Source organism: Legionella cherrii, assembly GCF_900635815.1.
Classification (GTDB): Bacteria; Pseudomonadota; Gammaproteobacteria; order Legionellales; family Legionellaceae; genus Legionella; species Legionella cherrii.
The window spans coordinates 207876-226113 of record NZ_LR134173.1 but is presented as its reverse complement, the minus strand read 5'-3'; the positions used below and the strand labels follow the sequence as shown (position 1 = coordinate 226113).

The following is an 18238-nucleotide window of genomic DNA, read 5'->3' as shown; positions in this document are numbered from 1 at the left end:
TTAAGCAAAAGTAGGTAAAATACGTCAATTTTATTCTTTTTTGTTGTCAATATGCCAAAACGAACTGATATTAAATCCATCCTTATCCTCGGAGCAGGTCCTATTGTAATTGGGCAAGCTTGTGAATTTGATTATTCTGGTACCCAAGCTGTACGCGCCCTCAGGGAAGAAGGGTATCGGGTAATTTTAGTAAATTCTAATCCAGCAACCATTATGACCGATCCAGAACTTGCTGATGCAACTTACGTTGAGCCTGTTTCTTGGAAAGAAGTAGCACGGATCATTGAAATTGAGCGTCCAGATGCTCTTCTACCAACTATGGGTGGACAAACAGCGCTGAATTGTGCGCTGGATCTGGTGCGTGAAGGGATATTGACAAAGTATCAAGTGGAAATGATTGGTGCAACACGTGAAGCAATTGATCGCGCTGAAGATAGAGAAAAATTTCGTCAATTGATGATTAAAATTGGTTTGGATATGCCACGCTCGGCAATTGCCCATAGTATGGAAGAAGCAATCCAGGTGCAAGCACAATTAGGTTACCCAGCCATTATTCGTCCTTCATTTACTATGGGTGGCAGTGGGGGCGGTATTGCTTATAACCGAGAAGAATTTGAAGAAATTTGCATGCGCGGTTTAGAGTTGTCACCAACCCATGAATTATTAATCGATGAGTCTGTGTTGGGTTGGAAAGAGTATGAAATGGAGGTTGTGCGCGACAAAAATGATAATTGCATTATTGTCTGTACCATTGAGAACTTTGATCCCATGGGGGTCCATACCGGTGATTCGATTACTGTGGCTCCCGCGCAGACACTCACCGATAAAGAATACCAACGCATGCGTGACGCTGCGATTAAGGTGTTGAGAGCGGTAGGCGTTGATACAGGCGGATCGAACGTACAATTTGCCGTCAATCCTGAAGATGGACGTATGCTGGTTGTAGAAATGAACCCCAGAGTTTCTCGAAGTTCCGCTTTGGCTTCCAAGGCAACTGGTTTCCCGATCGCGAAAGTCGCTGCAAAATTGGCTGTAGGCTACACTCTTGATGAATTAAAAAATGAAATTACTGGGGGCAAAACTCCTGCTTCATTTGAACCAAGTATCGATTATGTAGTGACTAAAGTGCCTCGGTTTAATTTCGATAAATTCCCACAAACTTCCAATACCTTAACGACGCAAATGAAGTCCGTAGGGGAAGTGATGGCTATCGGCTCCAATTTCCAAGAGTCATTACAAAAAGCAATTCGTGGGTTAGAAATCGGTCGTTGTGGTTTGCATCCTTTATTCCAAAAAGGTGATTTAGCACGTCTCAGAGGACATTTACGAGAACCGACGCCAGATCGACTCTGGTACATTGCCGATGCATTTAGAAGCAATATGTCGCTTGAGGAAATTCACCAGGAAAGTCGTGTTGACCCCTGGTTTTTGGCGCAAATCGAAGAATTGATTGCCTTGGAACGGTCAATAGCAGGTAAAAAACTCTCCGATGTGGATGTTGTGACTTTGCGCTTACTGAAGCGACGTGGTTTTGCTGATGCTTATTTGGCTAAAATTTGGTCGTGCACCGAGGAGCAAGTACGCACGCGACGTAAAGAACTAGGCATTGTGCCTGTTTATAAACGTATTGATTCTTGTGCTGGTGAGTTCCCCAGTGATACGGCTTATATGTACTCTTGTTATGAAACCCGATGTGAAGCTCGCCCCGATAAACATAAGAAAAAAATTATGATTCTCGGTGGGGGACCTAATCGTATTGGTCAGGGTATTGAGTTTGATTATTGCTGCGTACATGCTGCTATGGCGCTTAGAGATGCAGGTTGTCAGACCATCATGGTCAATTGCAACCCTGAAACAGTATCTACTGATTTTGATACCTCAGATCGCTTATATTTTGAGCCTGTGACTCTAGAGGATGTATTAGGTATTGTCGATGTAGAAAAACCCGATGGAGTTATTGTTCATTACGGTGGCCAAACTCCCTTAAAATTAGCCCGTGCTTTAGAAGCAAATGGGGTTAAAATTATTGGAACTTCTCCTGATGCCATCGATAGAGCTGAGGATAGAGATCGGTTTCAAAAATTGGTGACTGAGTTGAAATTACATCAGCCCGATAATGGTACGGTACGTAGTGAGGCAGAAGCGATTACTTTAGCCAATAAGATTGGTTATCCATTGGTGGTTCGCCCTTCCTATGTGCTTGGAGGCCGAGCAATGGAGGTTGTCTATCAAGAGGAGGATTTACGTCATTATCTCTCGCATGCAGTGGCTGTATCTAATGATTCCCCCGTATTGTTGGATAAATTTTTAAATGACGCTATTGAAGTAGATATTGATGCCGTTTGTGATGGGAAGGAGGTATTGATTGGTGCCGTAATGGAGCACATAGAACAGGCTGGCATTCATTCAGGAGATTCGGCGTGTACGTTGCCTCCCTTCAGCCTCAGTGTGGTGGTACAACAAGATTTAATGGAGCAAATGCGTCAAATGGCATTGAGTTTAGGCGTAGTGGGTTTAATTAATGCTCAATTTGCGATTCAAGCCGATGACATTTATGTTCTAGAAGTCAATCCAAGGGCTTCAAGAACTGTTCCTTTTGTTTCCAAAGCTACAGGGTTGCCTTTGGCTAAAATTGCAGCGCTTTGCAAGTTGGGAATTAGTTTAAAAGAACAAGGCTTAAGTCAAAATCATCATATGCCCTCGTTTTATTCAATTAAACTTCCCGTTTTTCCTTTTATCAAATTTTCTGGAGTAGATTCTATTCTTGGCCCTGAAATGAAATCAACCGGTGAAGTAATGGGTATTGCCAGACGTTTTGGACAAGCTTACGCTAAGGCACAATTAGGTGCTGGTTCTAATATACCTAAGAGACGACGTGCGTTTGTCTCAGTGCGCGATGCGGATAAAACACGAGTCGGTGAAATTGCAAAGCGATTGATTGAATTGGGTTTTGAAATCATTGCAACGCGCGGTACGGCGTTGGCTTTGCAGGCGGCTGGAGTGGATTGTCGCAGAGTATTTAAGGTAAATGAAGGTAGACCTCACGTTTTGGATTTTATAAAAAATAATGAAATTGATTTTATTGTAAATACAACCGAGGGCAAGCAAGCAATCGCCGATTCTTTTGCAATCAGGCGCAATGCATTACAACACAAGGTCAGCTATACTACGACTTTATCAGGCGCTGAAGCGGCTTGTTTGGCTATGAAATATGAGGATAGAGAGACTGTAACCCGCTTACAGGATTTACATTAGGGAACATAAAAATTGTAGCCTGGGTTAAGGCGCAATAATGTCAACTAAATGATGCAATATGGATTAGGCAAAGTTGTCATCGTAAGGATACATCCCCGTTTTATGCTGCGTGCTGATACGGTCTAGGTATAAAGCTTAATTGACATCATTGGGTGAAGGTCTTAACTTATTGCGCAAAGCTCTTTCTCTGGTTGTATTGGAGAAAAAGCAGAATTACCAGGGAATTATTTTTTTGAGGTTGATATGAGTAAACACCCCATGACAGTAGAAGGTGCGGAAGCACTGAAAGAAGAATTACAACGTTTAAAATTTGTTGATAGACCTCGCATCGTTGAAGCGATTGCTACAGCACGAGCTCATGGTGATTTGAAAGAAAACGCCGAATATCATGCTGCTCGGGAACAGCAAAGTTTTAATGAGGGGCGTATTCAGGAGTTAGAAGCAAAATTATCACATGCACAAATTATTGATATCAGTAAATTACCTAACAATGGCAAAGTAGTTTTTGGTTCAACAGTGACCGTCAGTCATATAGCAACAGATGCGCAAGTTACTTACAAAATTGTTGGTGAAGATGAAGCCGATATTAAACAGAATAAAATCTCTTATAGCTCTCCTATGGGTCGTGCCTTAATTGGTAAAGAGTTGGATGACTCAGTCATTGTGAACACGCCAGGCGGTATGGTGGAATACGAAATTATTGATGTGCAGTACCTATAATCCTTAAACGTGCCCGCGCGCGGGCACGTTGTTAGGTAAATGAATACGCAATAATAAGTTTTCTGTACGTAAAAAGTGTCAAAAAGGTCTATAATCAAGTAGGGCATTTTAAATAAATGCCTTAAGTGATTCACCGCAAAAATAAAAAATATAATTAATCTCTGTGTTACTATTACAGGAAGTAATAATGGACACTTTTTCTGAATGGTTTCAAACAACTCCAATTCCGGTTGATGTAATAACGGGTCACTATGATGTAAAGTTGGTGATCTTATCCTATATAATCGCAGTTTTTGCTTCTTATGTGGCTTTAAATCTAGTAGGCAGGCTTCGTGCTACAAAAAATAAGCAAGCGCGAACTTACTGGCTTGCAGGCGGTGCTTTTGCCATGGGGGCAGGAATATGGTCCATGCATTTTGTTGGCATGTTGGCATTTATTATGCCTATGCCCATGGAGTATGATTTAAGTTGGACGGCAGCCTCCCTAATTGTTGCCATACTTGCCTCCGCTTTAGCTTTGTTTATTCTACAGAAAAAAGATTACTCCATATTGCATTTTGCTTTGGGTGGCTTAATCGTTGGTCTTGCTATATCCAGTATGCACTATATGGGCATGGAGGCAATGAAGGTTCATGTAACGATTCATTATTTACCAACTTTATTTTTTCTTTCTATTCTTATTGGAATTGCTGCCGCAGAAGCTGCTATTTGGTTAGCGTTAGAAAGCAATTATGGTTCAATTAAAAGACAATTTAATTTAAAAATAATCAGTTCCTTGCTCATGGGACTCGCTATCTGTGGAATGCATTATACAGGGATGTCAGCCGCAGTATTTACCCCTAATTTATCCCATGTGATGGTAAACGAAAATGCAGCGATACAACCTAGTTATTTAGCCTTCTTCATAGCAGGAGTTAGTGGATTGATTTGTGCTCTTGCACTGACTGTATCAAATTATTACAAAAAAATGGTCACGGCGATCTCAAATGAGAAGGAGTTTCTCAATGCAATGCTGGATAACTTAGAAGATGGGATTATCGCATGTAATGCTGAGGGGCGAATTACTGTCTTGAATCATACGATTCAAAAATACATCAACACAGACAAGTCAAATAAAAACATCAATAATATCTTGGATTATTTTAGTCTTTACACTACCAATAATAATCTCATTGACCGCGAAGATTTTCCTCTTAAACGCGCTTTAAATGGTGAACGCGTGCGCGCTGTTGAGCTCCTGATGCACATTAAAAATAATGGGATTCGCAATGTAGTCATTGATGGACAAAAAATAATCAATTCAGAGGGAAAGAACTTAGGTGCAGTGATTGTAATCCATGATGTTACTGATTTGAAACAGACTGAAAGACTAAAAAATGAATTTGTTTCTATAGTGAGTCACGAGTTACGTACACCACTTACTTCTATTCGGGGGTCTCTGGGACTTTTAGTAAGTGGGGTTATGGGTAAATTTCCCGAAAAAATAATGAAATTGCTTGAAATAGCAAATAATAACTGTGAGCGTCTATTGTTGTTAATTAATGATATTTTGGATATTGAAAAAGTTGAAGCCGGGCAAATGGATTTTGAATTAAAAGTAAGCAACTTAAATGAAATAGTTGAGGAATCAATCGATGTTAATAAAATGTATGCAGATAAGTTCGGGGTAAAAATTGAATTAATTCCGCCTGAAAAAGAATATTTAGTTACCGTTGATCCAGGTCGTTTAATGCAAGTTTTGGCCAATTTGGTTTCTAATGCCTGTAAATTTTCTTATGAAAAGGAGAAGATTACCTTAAGGATCCAACAAATTGATTCATCGGTGCGTGTCTCTATTACCAATAAGGGTACGGGAATATCACCTGAATTCCAATCTCGAATTTTTCAAAAATTTTCTCAAGGCGACTCTTCAACGACCCGAGGAAAGGGGGGGACCGGTTTAGGATTAAACATCAGCAAGACCATTATTGAAAAAATGGGAGGATGCTTAAGTTTTGAGAGTAAGCCTAATGATCTTACTACCTTTTATTTCGATTTACCAATAGCACACCAATTGCCTATTAGCCAGGAAAAAAATCAAATAGCTGCTCCAGAGTCTAGAAAGAGACTACTTATTTGTGAAGACGATAGTGATCAATCAAATTACATCAAATTACTGTTAGAATCGGCGGGTTTTCTTGTGGAGGTGGCTAATACTGCGAAAGAGGCGCGAGAAATGTTAGAAAAACAGGAATACCATGCGCTCTTGTTGGATCTCATATTACCGGATCAAGATGGAGTTTCGTTTATTAGAGAACTGCGCTCCAATAAAAAAACAAAAAATTTACCAATTATCGTGCTTTCTGTCATTGCTGAAACAGGAAGGGAATTATCCAATGGAGATGCTGTTTCAATAGTTGATTGGTTGGATAAACCAATAGATTTTAATAAGCTACTGTTCACAATCAGCAAGATACAAAAAAATAACCTCCAAAGCAAACCTCATATATTGCATGTTGAAGATAATAAAGATACCCAAAAAATTTTAGAAGTGCTGCTGGAAAAACATGCGAACGTTACAACTGCGAATAATTTACACGAAGCAAAAAAAAGGCTTGAAAATGAGAAATATAATTTAGTGATTTTAGATTTATTGTTGCCCGATGGAAATGGTGCCGACATTCTTCCTTTGATATCGAAATATCATGCGCCGGTTCTTGTATTTTCTGATACCAAATTAAATGAAGATTATTCTAAGTATGTGAGTCAAGCATTGCTTAAATCGAGTTCCTCAAATGAAATTTTATTAAATACGATTAAAAACCTTCTCTAAGGGATTGATTAAAGGAAAGGAAGATGGCTGATAAAGAACTTAAAAAGATTTTATATGCTGAAGACGAAGAGGATATAAGAGCTATTGCCCAAATTGCTTTGGAAGATATTGGTGGGTTCACGGTGAGGTATTGTTCTAATGGAAAAAAAATTCTCGAAGAAGCAATGGAATACATCCCTGATTTGCTTTTGTTGGATGTCATGATGCCGGAAATGGATGGACCTACTACCTTACGAGAATTACGTAAGAATCCAAATTTTATAAAAATACCCGCTATATTTATGACGGCTAAAATACAAAATAATGAGATAGAAGATTATAAGTCGATTGGAGCAATTGATGTCATTAAAAAACCTTTTGATCCTTTGACGCTTGCGACGTCAATAAAAAATGCATGGTTTAAATATAATGGATGAAAAAATACAGAAAAAATTACATGATCTTTTTGTTCTCTATAGCAAGAATTTACCAGAAAAAATTCATAATATAGAGACCCAATGGCATGCGCTACTCAAAAAGTGGGATTTAGCAGGTTTTCAAACCTTTCATCGCGATGTCCACAGTTTGTGCGGCTCAGCGGGAACCTATGGTTATACTGAATTAAGTAAGACAGCACGCCAGATGGAAATATTATTAAAGGAAATTTTGGTTAATGGACTATTAACTCATGAGGATCAAGAACTAATTAATTCTTTTTTTGCCCAGTTAAAAAGTGCATTGGCTAAAGAGGCTCCAAAAAAACCACTCATTTTTACGGACGTAACGGAGCTTACCGACAATAAATTAGTGTACATCTTAGAACAGGAAACTGATTTAGTTCATGAACTGAGTGAAAATCTTAAACACGCTGGCTACCATGCACAACCTATAGATGATATAGGGTCTTTATTGATTTCCGTTCAAGAGAAACAACCTGTTGCAATAATTGTTGATACCAATTATTTGAAAAAATCTGCGCTGGATCAACTGATTGCGATACAAAAAAAGCAAAAAACACCCATTCAATTATTTTGTATCGTTCCAAATGCTGATTTAGAACCGCGACTTACTGCAATACGTGCCGGGTGTGTGGCTTATTTTCAAAAGCCCCTCGATGTAACGTATTTAGTACAAGAATTAAACATAAATTGCAGTTCAACGGTTAATGAAGCATACCGCATTTTAATTCTGGATGATTCTAAGTCACTTGCTGAATATTATTCGCTGATTTTAAAACAAGCGGATATGATTACACGCGCCATTACCAATCCATTAAATTTATTAAAAGAGCTTGAAACATTTCAGCCCGATCTATTGTTGATGGATATTTATATGCCAGGGTGTTCGGGTTTGGAGCTTGCTGCGTTACTGCGCAAGGATAGAAGATATACTAAAATGCCAATTATCTTCCTCTCTACAGAGGATGACAAAAATAAAAAATTAGCAGCGATTAGTTTGGGCGGAGATGACTTTCTTACCAAACCTGTTTCACCACATGATTTGGTTTCAGCGGTACGCTCACGATCAAACCGTGCAAGCATTTTAAATTATTACATGACTACAGATAGTCTGACGGGTTTATTAAACCATTCAAGTATTTTAAATCGTTTAAATATTGAAGTGGCTAGAGCGAAACAACAGAACTCACCTTTGTCTTTTATCATGATCGATATTGATCATTTTAAATTGATTAATGATACCTATGGTCATCCCTTTGGTGATCTGGTAATTAAAAAGCTGGCCTCATTATTCATGGTTAGTTTACGTAATCGAGACATTATTGGACGATATGGCGGGGAAGAGTTTGCAATCATATTGCCCGGTGCCGATCTGGAAAGCAGTCTAAAAATTTGTAATGATTTACGGCTTCAATTTTCCAGAAATTATTTTACTGTGAATGAGCAAAAAGTTCATGTGACGATTAGTGTTGGCATTTCATCTTTTAATAACAATCATGATATCAACAGCATTGTAATCCAGGCAGATAAGGCTTTATATAAAGCCAAGGAAAGGGGGCGGAATCAAGTAGTTGTATTTGATGAAACACTTATTGTGAATTAGTGTCCTGAGCCAATTGAAATTACTAGCCTGAATTTGCTATTCAGTGACAATTGGCTGGGGCAGCGGGTGCAGGTCTAGTCGCTGTAATCAATGCGTCAGCCACCCTGAGAGACCTTTTCTTCTTTGTCTTCGTCATCCTGAACTTAGCGAGGTAACTTCTCGTTTTAGCAAGTGCTCAAGGAGAGAAATATCTTGTAGCATACCGCAGGACGGGCTCGAGGGAGAAGGGAAATTCTCTTAACCCAATGGAAATGACCCTAGGATGAAGAGGGATGACCTGGGTTTTGTAGAATACCCAGGTTCATCTTCTATTAGGGCTGAAATACGTCTTGTTGAATCCCACCCACAACCCATTGAGGACTGTTAGGGAATTGACGAAAGTGCCAAATTTCATCAAGCTGGCTTGGTTCATCATTTTCTTTAATAGAGCCAGTAAAGCGAACACTCGCGATTAGAGAATTAGATTGTCTTGAAACATCAAGTAATTCAGCGTCTAAACTGATGACTTCTGTTTTATTAGGCGCATCTCCCCGCTCATCCAATTGCATTTTAATTTCTGCAAATACCTCGGGTGCGGTGAACTCACTCATATCTTGAAGATTCTTTTGATCGTAAGCTGCTTGTAATCGATTAAATGTCACCTTTGCTTCACGTAAAAAGGCCTCAGGTACAAAACCTGCAGGATATTCAGCAACGCCATTATCGCCATAACCCCCTGCACTGCTGCTATTGAACGATTGCGTAAAATTACTGAAGGGATTTTGGTTAAAGGAGCTGGTTTGGCTTTGTCCAGACTGAAAACCAGGTTGCATTCTTTTGCGGAAAAAACCGACAATGAAGAAAATAATCGCACCTACAATGATCCATGACAAGATCCCACTGGTAAGACCATGTCCCATAAATAAGCTGGTCAGTAAGCCACCAATTAATAAACCGCTGAGTAAACCGCCCCATCTGCTTGGACTTTTGGTGCTTTGTCCCATAACACTTGATTTCTGTACTTTATTTTGGGAAAACAGGGCGTTTTGTGAACGCTGTATTCCAAAACTTCTACCTGCGCCAAAACGCTTGGCAGAGGCTTCGTTAACGAGCAGGCCAAAACTGAATAATGCAATAAGCAAATAGGAAATAAACGTACGCATAAAATAGACCTTTCTTTTTTCAATAGAGATAAAGAGTATATATGAAATCCAAGGAATCTGCCTCTCTGTTGTTAAAATTTTAACTATAATTACCATAAAAAGTTGAATGGATTTTAAAAATTTGGCCTCATTCAAGTAGGATTGAACACGATGCAATAATGATTTGAATTAGCTACTGTATCTGAATTATAGGGAGATAATTATGTCCGAGCATCAAAAAGAAGATAAGGGTGGTATGGGCCTTTTTGCTTCGTTAAAAGCACCGCCAAAAAATACCGTTGAGTCACAATTTCAGAGTTTAGTGAATCGTATTGAAGATGAAATAACCTATTGCAAGCAGCAAAAGGAAAAACACCCACGGTTTCAAAACTATTCTGATCAAATATCCGTATTAAATGCGACCAGGAATTATCTGTATGGCAATATAGAGTTTAATCTTTTAGAAGAATACATGAGGATCTATCCTAAATGGGATAAATCTTTTGAAGCCTCCAGTACAAAGGTACTGATTAATGAAGCAATCGCTTTTAAAAATGGTCAACAACCTTCGTCAATGAGCTTAGGAAAGTAGGCCTTTCTCTAATTCTGCAATGAAAGTCGATTGTTTCTTGAATAGGTGCTTCTCTCCTCAAATACTCGCGGTTTTCCGCCTATGTCTTTTCACACTTTGCTTTCACAACGGGTTTGGCAAGAGGTGCAGTGGTTAACAAGGTTCAGAACTAGACTATAGAGTCACGCAAGGTAAATCCATTTAAAATTCCTGGTGTGAAGGGATTAACTTGATTGTTTGTTTTTAATAAGTAACGCCCTGAATTACTGTTAATTTCAAAGAGAATTTGCAAGCTGGAACTGTCTTGCTCATCAACCAGAACATTTACTTTTTCGAGCAGTTTAAATAAGGCCCAGGTACCTTGTTCTGCCAGTTCATAATGATTGCCTTCAATGGAGTCCAGTGCAAGTTTTGCATTGGGTTGCGGCCAGGAAAAACGAATTACTGAATCACTGCCTTGATTATCAGTTAATTTGGTTCCGCCAATCTCAAGTTCTAGATTAGCAACTACAGGATCAAGACTGATTTTTTGTAAACTAAAATCAATTTTGCTTTCTTCACCATGATCAGGGAAGAACATATTGGTAATAATATTGGCTCGGATGAGCGCATCCAATGTTTCTGACGCTATGGGTAGTACCGAATCATTGACCGCTTTAGGTTTCCACTCGGCACTGGAAACGTCCAAGAAAGGTTTCACGAAACTTTCAGTAAATGTGTTTAATGCGCCATGAGTAGAAAAGAAATGATTAAAATCATTTATTGCTATTTCTTCTTTCTGTGACGCATCAAAAGGATAGCGTCTGGCAATAGTCATTTGGAATTCTCTATAAACCGTTTGTTGCCATTGTTGATTGATATACTGACGACTGTCTTTTATTAAAATGCCCCATGTATCACTTGCTAATTGTTTGGTCCAGGTACTTAAAGGCTCGGGTAATTGCCGCGCTTGATTGTAAAGCAGGCTTACTGGATCGGAGGCACTATCACTGGCAAAACGTGTTCTAATAATATTAAACGCTGTTTTGCCGCCATCATTTATCATGGATAAGGTGGAAATAAATCGCTCCAAATCAACGATCTTTAAGCCAAGTTCTTTAGTGCTGGAATGGCTCATTAAGTTCAAATCGGTAAACTGATTGGCAATAGAATGATTAAAAGGGGATGAATTATCGGTTAGATCTGCTTTAGTTTCTTGTTGAATTAAGCCAATTATTTTACTCAGTGCATGAGATTGTTCCAAGCTTTTAACAACCTGTCGCCCTGCTTGATAATCTTGGTAATGTAAAGGTTGTGACTTACGCATGAACGTTTGCCACCAGGTGACGTAATCAAAACAATAGGCTTGTGTTATCATTTCCTGTAATTGGAGCGAATCATTGCGTGCAAGTACCCAATTTTCTTTCTGTAAATTATGGCTAATATCAGGAATTTTTTGCATCACCTCATTAAAACCAGACCGGGTAAAGTAAACCGGAAGTTCGCTGGTTGCCAATACAAAACCGTTAATTGCAATTTTTTGTTTTGCAGTAGGGAATAACTCTTTAGCGATTGAATAATAAAGATAACTGGAGGGCAACGCATTTAAATAATTTCTCGCGTCAGTAATTACCTGTTGTTTCACGGTTATATTTTTTGGTGGTTTGCTTAATAGAAGTTTGAGCAGCGCCATTTGTTTCTTTAAAGCACTTTCAGGTTGTTTGTTCCATCGGTTAGCAAACCAATCATGTACTTGCATCGCTGAAAAATGTTCTGGTTGGCTAAGCATCAAGTAAATTTTCAGCGCATTATAGCGAACAATCGGAGTATTACCTGGATTGTTGATTACCTCTTCTAGCTCATGAGTTAAAGAGGGTAAAAATTCACCATGGAGACGATTTTGAGCATTTTGGTGTAAATTAGTTTTTAATTGATGTACTGTGGGTAGTGATAAGGAGTTACTTGGAATATGACTCATCGTTTTTGCGGCATTAGACAAATGGTAAAGAGCCTGTTTTTCCTTATTTTCTTGACTATTGAGTACATCGTAAGCGAGTAATTCTTTACTTGCTTCATCCAATAGGTGAGCTGTTTTGTAGTGGTTGTAACTTAAGAGGAGTAAACTGATCCCGGCGATACTTGCAGTCGCTGCAATAATGGGTTTTTGTGAAAATTTTCTTGCTTGTGGTACTTGACTACAATGCTCTTGAATGGTTTTTAATGCGCCCTCAACAAAATAAGCCCTGAAATTTGTAGCTTGCGGGAATGTATCTTGTACTACCAATGCGTATTCATGCTGAATTTTCTTATTTAACCGATCAATACTTACACCACCTTGCTCTGCACTAGTAAAGTAAATGGAGTGTAAATTAAAAAGCTTCGGTGAAATTCCTTGGATGAGTGCTTGGATAGGGGCACGCAAACTTGCAACCTGTAATGGAAACTCCCGTATTAGACTGCGCCTCATTGTTGAACGTGCAGGATGCATTTTATTAATTACTTGTTGACCAATTTGTTCGGTAAGCTGATTGAATTGTAATGAATAAGCCTCTATTTTTTTCTTAAGTTCATTTCTACAATCAAGCGAAAATCCTAGCGGTTTCGATAAATCAGTTGCGTGATCGGCTTGATAAAATTCGGTAAAACCTGCTAGGGTATCCATTTTGGTAAAGATAAGTGCAAGATTGACCGAGTAATTTAGATTGGCCCCAAACCGCTCCAACAATTGCACATGTGCTTTTTTATGTTCTGCAAATTGTCCCGGCTCAGCAATAAGTAGTTCATTGACATCAATGCATAAAACAAGACCAGTAATTTTTAGATGTGAGCTGCATCGATTTAATTGCTTTAGCGTGGCTTGTAATAAGGTCTTGCTGTTATTCAGCCAATTTTCACCCAGCTCAATGATGATGCCTTTCTGATTGAAATAAATTTTAGCATGTTGTTCGCTAAAAACAGGTATTTCTTCCATATTACTTTGCTTTAATATGGCCGATTTTCCTTGAGCATTTCTACCGGTAATCACTATAAAAGATAGCGGATTGCTTTGTGGCTTTAATTGTGAAAGTATTTTTTTTATAGCATCACATAGTGCGCGTAACGAATTGTCCATTAGCTATCCAGAAGAGCAAGTTGGGTATGTCCAAATAAAACGGTTTTTGCCTTATTTTCCAATAAATATTGGCTGGTAAAAAAAGCAAGTGCTACCACAGCAACCGCAGAAATTAACGTTATTATCGCCGCTTTATAATTTTTTTTAACTATTTTGGGGATAGGGTTTTCATTAAATAAGCGGCGTGGTTGATTGAACCGATTTTGTTGAATTATTTGATAAAGATCTTCAATGTAATTATCTAAAGTCTGTCGTCCATCAGGCTTGAGATGGTAATGGCCTTCAAAACCAACAATCAGGAAAAAATAAACCAATTCAATAAGATCAAGGTATTGATTCGGTCGCTCTTTAATGTAGTTAAGAATTTCAAAAAAACGATGTTGTGGTAGCGCTTCATCACTCGTCAGTGGCGTAAACGCTTTAAATTCAGCCGTAATCTGATAGACGCGCATGTAATTTTTACCAATTATTTCGTCTATGGTAGCGGACATTAAATAATAGGCAATAGCAGCAAAGTCTGCTGGGTATTTGGAGGCATCCATCTTGCTTTGAAAGGCCAGTAATTCATGCTCAATGTTGTCTCTAATATTTTCAATAGGAGGAAGCGATGGGCTAAGGCAAAGTCGTTCCAATAGGGATAGTAGAGGACCGGCTGCTGCAACTAAAGCATTAGTAGAAAAAGGAGCAATAAATAATTTTGAGCGATAGTAACCTTGCGGGACTAGGATAGATCCCGAATTAACAAGCTGACTGCTGACCAGAGAGGCTGGATAATGCGCAACTGTCATGGTCGTGCTCCTAATGGGTCTTGATTCAAGCATGAAATCGTAGTGCAACACTCAAATTAAAAAGAAGATGATACGTTATATAACGCGCATAGTTCAAGTGAGTCAAGCTTTATGATTTTGGATTTTGGTTTAATGCAGTTGGAGTCAGGAGGTCATAGTCTTTCAGTGAAGGATTTATATCTTTCTCAAATGGCATAAGGCCACATCATGAATGCAGCCTCAACTTTTGAATGTCCAAAACCGCTGGCTACTATTAAAGTTTATGTGCTTTACTCTCCTCATTTCCAGCTTCAGCATCATTTTTTAATAAGGCTAGATGGTTAACAAGATGAGTGAACGCATCTCCTGTTAGTTGTCCTTTAAGTATCAAATCGCTAGAAAGAGCGCCCTTGCTAAAAATACCACCGATGGCTCCCAAGTTAGTGGCAATTTGAGCATCGTTTAAATATTTTAGTGCTTTAATCACATTAGGATTTTGTGAATCCATCAAAAGAAGGTTTAACCCATGAACTAGAGCATCTAAGGCATATGTTCCAACTACTTCATTAAATTTATTATAGTTTGCCAAAAGACTATAGGCTGCACCTATAAAAGAGAGCGTGTTTACGATTTGTGATGTTCTTCTATGTGTAAGAAAGTTATAGCCACTTGAAAACAAACTGTAGCCTGTATCTGCACTGAATATACTACCGTAACCCATATTTGACTCCTTGTTTTGCTATTTAATAGGGTCGGCTATTTTATAGTTAATCTGCTCAAAAGCAAGTCTTAATTTCCTTGTTTTGTGCAAAATGGTTTTTTGAATGGTTGCTTTTCAAAGTAAGGTGGCCTCCTTACTGATCACTTATTGGTTATTGCTATTAGGAGATAGTGCACATTCCATCATTCGGCTTGCTCGATGGGGTAGATTCATAAACCAAATGCCTTTTTTTAAAGTCAGGTACAAAGGATGCCTCTTTAAAGAAAGAATCATCGTTTGATTTTTTTTGTAACGAATATTGATAAATAGGTATTTGCAAGGTTTTAAGTTCAGCTAATAACGTTTTATCAATCGTTTTTGGTACCCATATTTCAGAAATATCCTGAATACCTACACCACCAAAAACTTGAAAGTTAATATTTGTTGCTTGTTTTAAAGACTCAGATGTGGGGCATGTGTCAAAAGGATAAAAATAACCTGGACGATGGATGTCTGTCTCACGCCCAATACCATTCGTTTCAAATGCTAACCAGGTTGACCGGTCTTGAATATCCTGATTCAGCTTTAAAATGATGCCGCACTCCTTGAATGCCTGCGAGTATTGACTAAATGAAGAAATAAACAATGGTTTATTAGGCACATGCAGAAGACCGGAAATATGTCTGATCTCTTTGACTGCATCTACTGTACCAAACTCTTTTTCCAGCGAGATATCAAAAATTATTTTTTCTATGTCATGGGTTTTCGAGTCATCTCTTTGGCCTGAAGTCAGTAGCTTTTTCTTGTTGATGAGATGCTCCACTTCTTTGATAGAGCAAGGTACCAGGAAATCACATTTTTGAAAAAAAGCTTGAACAACCTTGGGATCGCCACTCTTATTTTCCCTTCTTAATCGCTCAATTAATTCTTTCACCGTTTGCCTGATATCTGGGTGGTTCTGGAAATGTTCGGGATGAATCGTACTGCCAGGTAATAAATCTTTAATCATTATCCCTTTGTTTTTTAATTCATTCATCTCTTTTTGGGCAATCGTAAATGCAGGTTGCAAATCGAACAATTGTTTTTTTAATGGAGAAGGTTCAATGCTCGGAAAAACATCCTCATAGACGCGGCATTCTGACAAAGAATGAGTGGCCAGGATAATTTTATTACGCTGAGGATCAAATAATACGAAGTACGCTTCTTTAGAAATGTAACTTGTAGATTCAGTTAAGAGAATATTTTTTTTGGCTTCTTTAGGCAATGTCGCTGTAAATGTATTGAGGTCACAGTGATCTTTATCATAATAACGAGAGAAAAAAACCACTTCCATATCGGACTTATCATTAAGCCCGCTCTGTTCATGGAGCAAATCAACATAGAGGGGCTTGAGGTAAAATTGACTTCTTGGCAAAACATGCATCATCCATACCGTTTGCGTGGTCTTATCGAGCATAATCACACTATGACAATTAGTAATCTGTTTGGCAATTAATCTTGAGTGCTGTTCGGGATCGCCATCGAACTGAGCCATATCACTTTTCCATTGTATTTTCTCTGATGGCTGCTCTTGCGGATCGGTAGCTTGAAATTCACTGAATCGCTCGAATGCGTGATTTTTTAATGAATATTTAATGCTCTGATCGTTAAATGCTAAAATTGCTCCCTGATCATCTTCTTTGGTTGAATTAACAACAAGCTCTATATTGAGTAGGCGCTCTGTTTCCTTAATGGCTTCAGATAACTCACTCATCAAATGTACCGCATAAATTAGGGAGGGATCCGCTTTCATTGTCTCAGCTATATGTTCTGCTTTCTCCCGGCTTAAATCAGTAATTTCTTTGACTTGTATTAAATCGGCAGCAAGCTTTTCAAGCGCGTTTAATGTGTGTAGTCCAAAATTTTTATCTGCAATTGAACTGAGCGCAGCAGTTATTTTGGCTACGTCAAAATATTGAGACAGGTGTGCATCAGATTCTTTTACTTGCGTGAGTAAAGCATCAAGCCGTGAACGAAGTGCAGTTATTGCGCTATCAAGATCGTTCACTACATCTAATTTATAGGAATGCATGAGGGTTTACACTTGCTTTTTTAAATTGACCTAATTAAAAGTATAGCTACAAACAATTTTTTTTCTTAAAAGAATAGTAGTAAGCCCTTAACCCTCCTGTGGTGGTCAGAAAAAAAGGCTCAAATTTTTGTGAAAAGGAATTTTCGGTATTCTTGACAGTGCCTTGCCTTCCCTGACAAGCGGTAAATAAAGTCAACAACCATACTGTTAGGGCGATGCCTCTCTTTGTATCAAAATTTTGAATTGTAGGTTTTATGGATTGAGACCCGAATTAGTTTGGATTGCAGGTGATTTATCCTGCTTAAAGTTGCGAATCAATGCTATAATTTCAGCATGGCGGCACAATTGTTCTTTATCGGTTTGCCAATAACATGCCTCTTGCGTTGGTAAACATCCTTCCTTATTGCGTGCGTTTTTATTAGCACCATGAGTCAACAAAATTGATACAGCCGTTTCATTATTAACATAAGCGGCTTGATGCAAAGCGGTCCATCCAGTTTTTGTTGCCTTTATATTTACATCAGCACCGGCATCAATCAGTGCCTGCAAACACTCCCCATCTCGATCATAATTTGCGAGTCCTATAATAGGATAGCTTCCACCACAATTCGTAATACATTCTTTTGCAATTAATTCCGGATTTTTATCTACAAGGGCTTTAATCACTTGTTTACCACACCCTGTATAGCAGCAGGCGTAATGCAAAGCAGTGCCATAGTCGCCTTCAACAGTAAGATCTGAATATTTAATATAGAGTTCAATAATTTTTTTTAATCGAGGAGTATTGTTAAATGCAGTTCTCATCAGCGCAAATTGCAACGGGGTTATTTTTTGTCGATTAAAAAAACTATAGTCGGAACATTTTGTCGAATTAATTTCACGTTGGTTAGGGCTCTTTTTTTGATCTTCAATCAAAAGTTGTTCTAACTCATCCAATGATTCTTCTGGGGATTGAGTATTCGAAGATTCTACATATTTATGAAATTTACTAAGCATCTTATATCCAATCTTTAGTGTAATACGAGGTAATAGGGGAAATTATGAGTCCTGAATCTTTGTCAAAAGAAAAGGATGGCCGATAGTACAGGAT

The 18238-nt window shown here is 38.4% G+C and carries 12 protein-coding genes; 6 read left to right on the top strand and 6 right to left on the bottom strand.

All coding sequences use genetic code 11. The features are described 5' to 3' along the window. The first annotated feature begins 51 nt into the window (after positions 1-51). The 5 genes from carB to EL022_RS00865 all read left to right on the top strand — a co-directional run bounded on the left by carB (position 52) and on the right by EL022_RS00865 (position 8827). Positions 52-3255, top strand: coding sequence for a carbamoyl-phosphate synthase large subunit (carB, locus tag EL022_RS00885; protein ID WP_028380787.1), 3204 nt, complete (start codon positions 52-54; stop codon positions 3253-3255). Positions 3256-3498: 243 nt separating this feature from the next. After that, the gene (greA, locus tag EL022_RS00880) at positions 3499-3975 is read left to right on the top strand and encodes a transcription elongation factor GreA (RefSeq protein WP_028380788.1); all 477 of its coding nucleotides are present in this window, start codon (positions 3499-3501) and stop codon (positions 3973-3975) included. Between the two features lie 187 nt (positions 3976-4162). Then, positions 4163-6787 carry a hybrid sensor histidine kinase/response regulator gene (locus EL022_RS00875; RefSeq protein ID WP_028380789.1) on the top strand — a complete coding sequence of 875 codons (2625 nt, stop codon included), beginning with the start codon at positions 4163-4165 and terminating at the stop codon, positions 6785-6787. A gap of 23 nt (positions 6788-6810) precedes the next feature. After that, the gene (locus EL022_RS00870; protein ID WP_028380790.1) at positions 6811-7203 is read left to right on the top strand and encodes a response regulator; all 393 of its coding nucleotides are present in this window, start codon (positions 6811-6813) and stop codon (positions 7201-7203) included. Continuing rightward, positions 7196-8827: a diguanylate cyclase gene (locus EL022_RS00865; RefSeq protein WP_028380791.1), complete on the top strand. Its 1632-nt coding sequence runs from the start codon at positions 7196-7198 to the stop codon at positions 8825-8827. The genes EL022_RS00870 and EL022_RS00865 overlap by 8 nt, the downstream gene beginning before the upstream one ends. 311 nt (positions 8828-9138) lie before the next feature. Here the strand turns inward: EL022_RS00865 and EL022_RS00860 are convergent, their stop codons facing one another. Continuing rightward, entirely contained in the window at positions 9139-9969 is an 831-nt protein-coding gene (locus EL022_RS00860; protein WP_028380792.1) for a Tim44 domain-containing protein, read from the bottom strand. 202 nt (positions 9970-10171) lie between these two features. On the opposite strand from EL022_RS00860, the gene EL022_RS00855 reads away from it, so the two are divergent. Further along, positions 10172-10540, top strand: coding sequence for a hypothetical protein (locus EL022_RS00855; RefSeq protein WP_028380793.1), 369 nt, complete (start codon positions 10172-10174; stop codon positions 10538-10540). A 148-nt stretch (positions 10541-10688) separates the two neighbouring features. Here EL022_RS00855 and icmF read toward each other — a convergent pair whose 3' ends face one another. The 5 genes from icmF to EL022_RS00830 form a co-directional block, all read right to left on the bottom strand. Continuing rightward, positions 10689-13610, bottom strand: a complete 2922-nt coding sequence (icmF, locus tag EL022_RS00850; RefSeq protein WP_028380794.1) for a type IVB secretion system protein IcmF — start codon at positions 13608-13610, stop codon at positions 10689-10691. Further along, positions 13610-14398, bottom strand: a complete 789-nt coding sequence (gene icmH, locus EL022_RS00845) for a type IVB secretion system protein IcmH/DotU (protein ID WP_028380795.1) — start codon at positions 14396-14398, stop codon at positions 13610-13612. The genes icmF and icmH overlap by 1 nt, the downstream gene beginning before the upstream one ends. Positions 14399-14651: 253 nt before the next feature. After that, positions 14652-15098, bottom strand: a complete 447-nt coding sequence (locus EL022_RS00840) for a hypothetical protein (RefSeq protein ID WP_028380796.1) — start codon at positions 15096-15098, stop codon at positions 14652-14654. Between the two features lie 160 nt (positions 15099-15258). Next, on the bottom strand, positions 15259-17148 hold the full coding sequence (locus tag EL022_RS00835; RefSeq protein WP_028380797.1) for a hypothetical protein: 1890 nt from the start codon (positions 17146-17148) through the stop codon (positions 15259-15261). A 252-nt stretch (positions 17149-17400) separates the two neighbouring features. Next, the gene (locus EL022_RS00830; RefSeq protein ID WP_028380798.1) at positions 17401-18144 is read right to left on the bottom strand and encodes an ankyrin repeat domain-containing protein; all 744 of its coding nucleotides are present in this window, start codon (positions 18142-18144) and stop codon (positions 17401-17403) included. Positions 18145-18238 lie beyond the last annotated feature (94 nt).

Coding starts and splice junctions, on each gene's coding strand:
- carB (WP_028380787.1), top strand. CDS start 52: ATGCCAAAACGAACTGATATTAAATCCATCCTTATCCTCGGAGCAGGT.
- greA (WP_028380788.1), top strand. CDS start 3,499: ATGAGTAAACACCCCATGACAGTAGAAGGTGCGGAAGCACTGAAAGAA.
- EL022_RS00875 (WP_028380789.1), top strand. CDS start 4,163: ATGGACACTTTTTCTGAATGGTTTCAAACAACTCCAATTCCGGTTGAT.
- EL022_RS00870 (WP_028380790.1), top strand. CDS start 6,811: ATGGCTGATAAAGAACTTAAAAAGATTTTATATGCTGAAGACGAAGAG.
- EL022_RS00865 (WP_028380791.1), top strand. CDS start 7,196: ATGGATGAAAAAATACAGAAAAAATTACATGATCTTTTTGTTCTCTAT.
- EL022_RS00860 (WP_028380792.1), bottom strand. CDS start 9,969: ATGCGTACGTTTATTTCCTATTTGCTTATTGCATTATTCAGTTTTGGC.
- EL022_RS00855 (WP_028380793.1), top strand. CDS start 10,172: ATGTCCGAGCATCAAAAAGAAGATAAGGGTGGTATGGGCCTTTTTGCT.
- icmF (WP_028380794.1), bottom strand. CDS start 13,610: ATGGACAATTCGTTACGCGCACTATGTGATGCTATAAAAAAAATACTT.
- icmH (WP_028380795.1), bottom strand. CDS start 14,398: ATGACAGTTGCGCATTATCCAGCCTCTCTGGTCAGCAGTCAGCTTGTT.
- EL022_RS00840 (WP_028380796.1), bottom strand. CDS start 15,098: ATGGGTTACGGTAGTATATTCAGTGCAGATACAGGCTACAGTTTGTTT.
- EL022_RS00835 (WP_028380797.1), bottom strand. CDS start 17,148: ATGCATTCCTATAAATTAGATGTAGTGAACGATCTTGATAGCGCAATA.
- EL022_RS00830 (WP_028380798.1), bottom strand. CDS start 18,144: ATGCTTAGTAAATTTCATAAATATGTAGAATCTTCGAATACTCAATCC.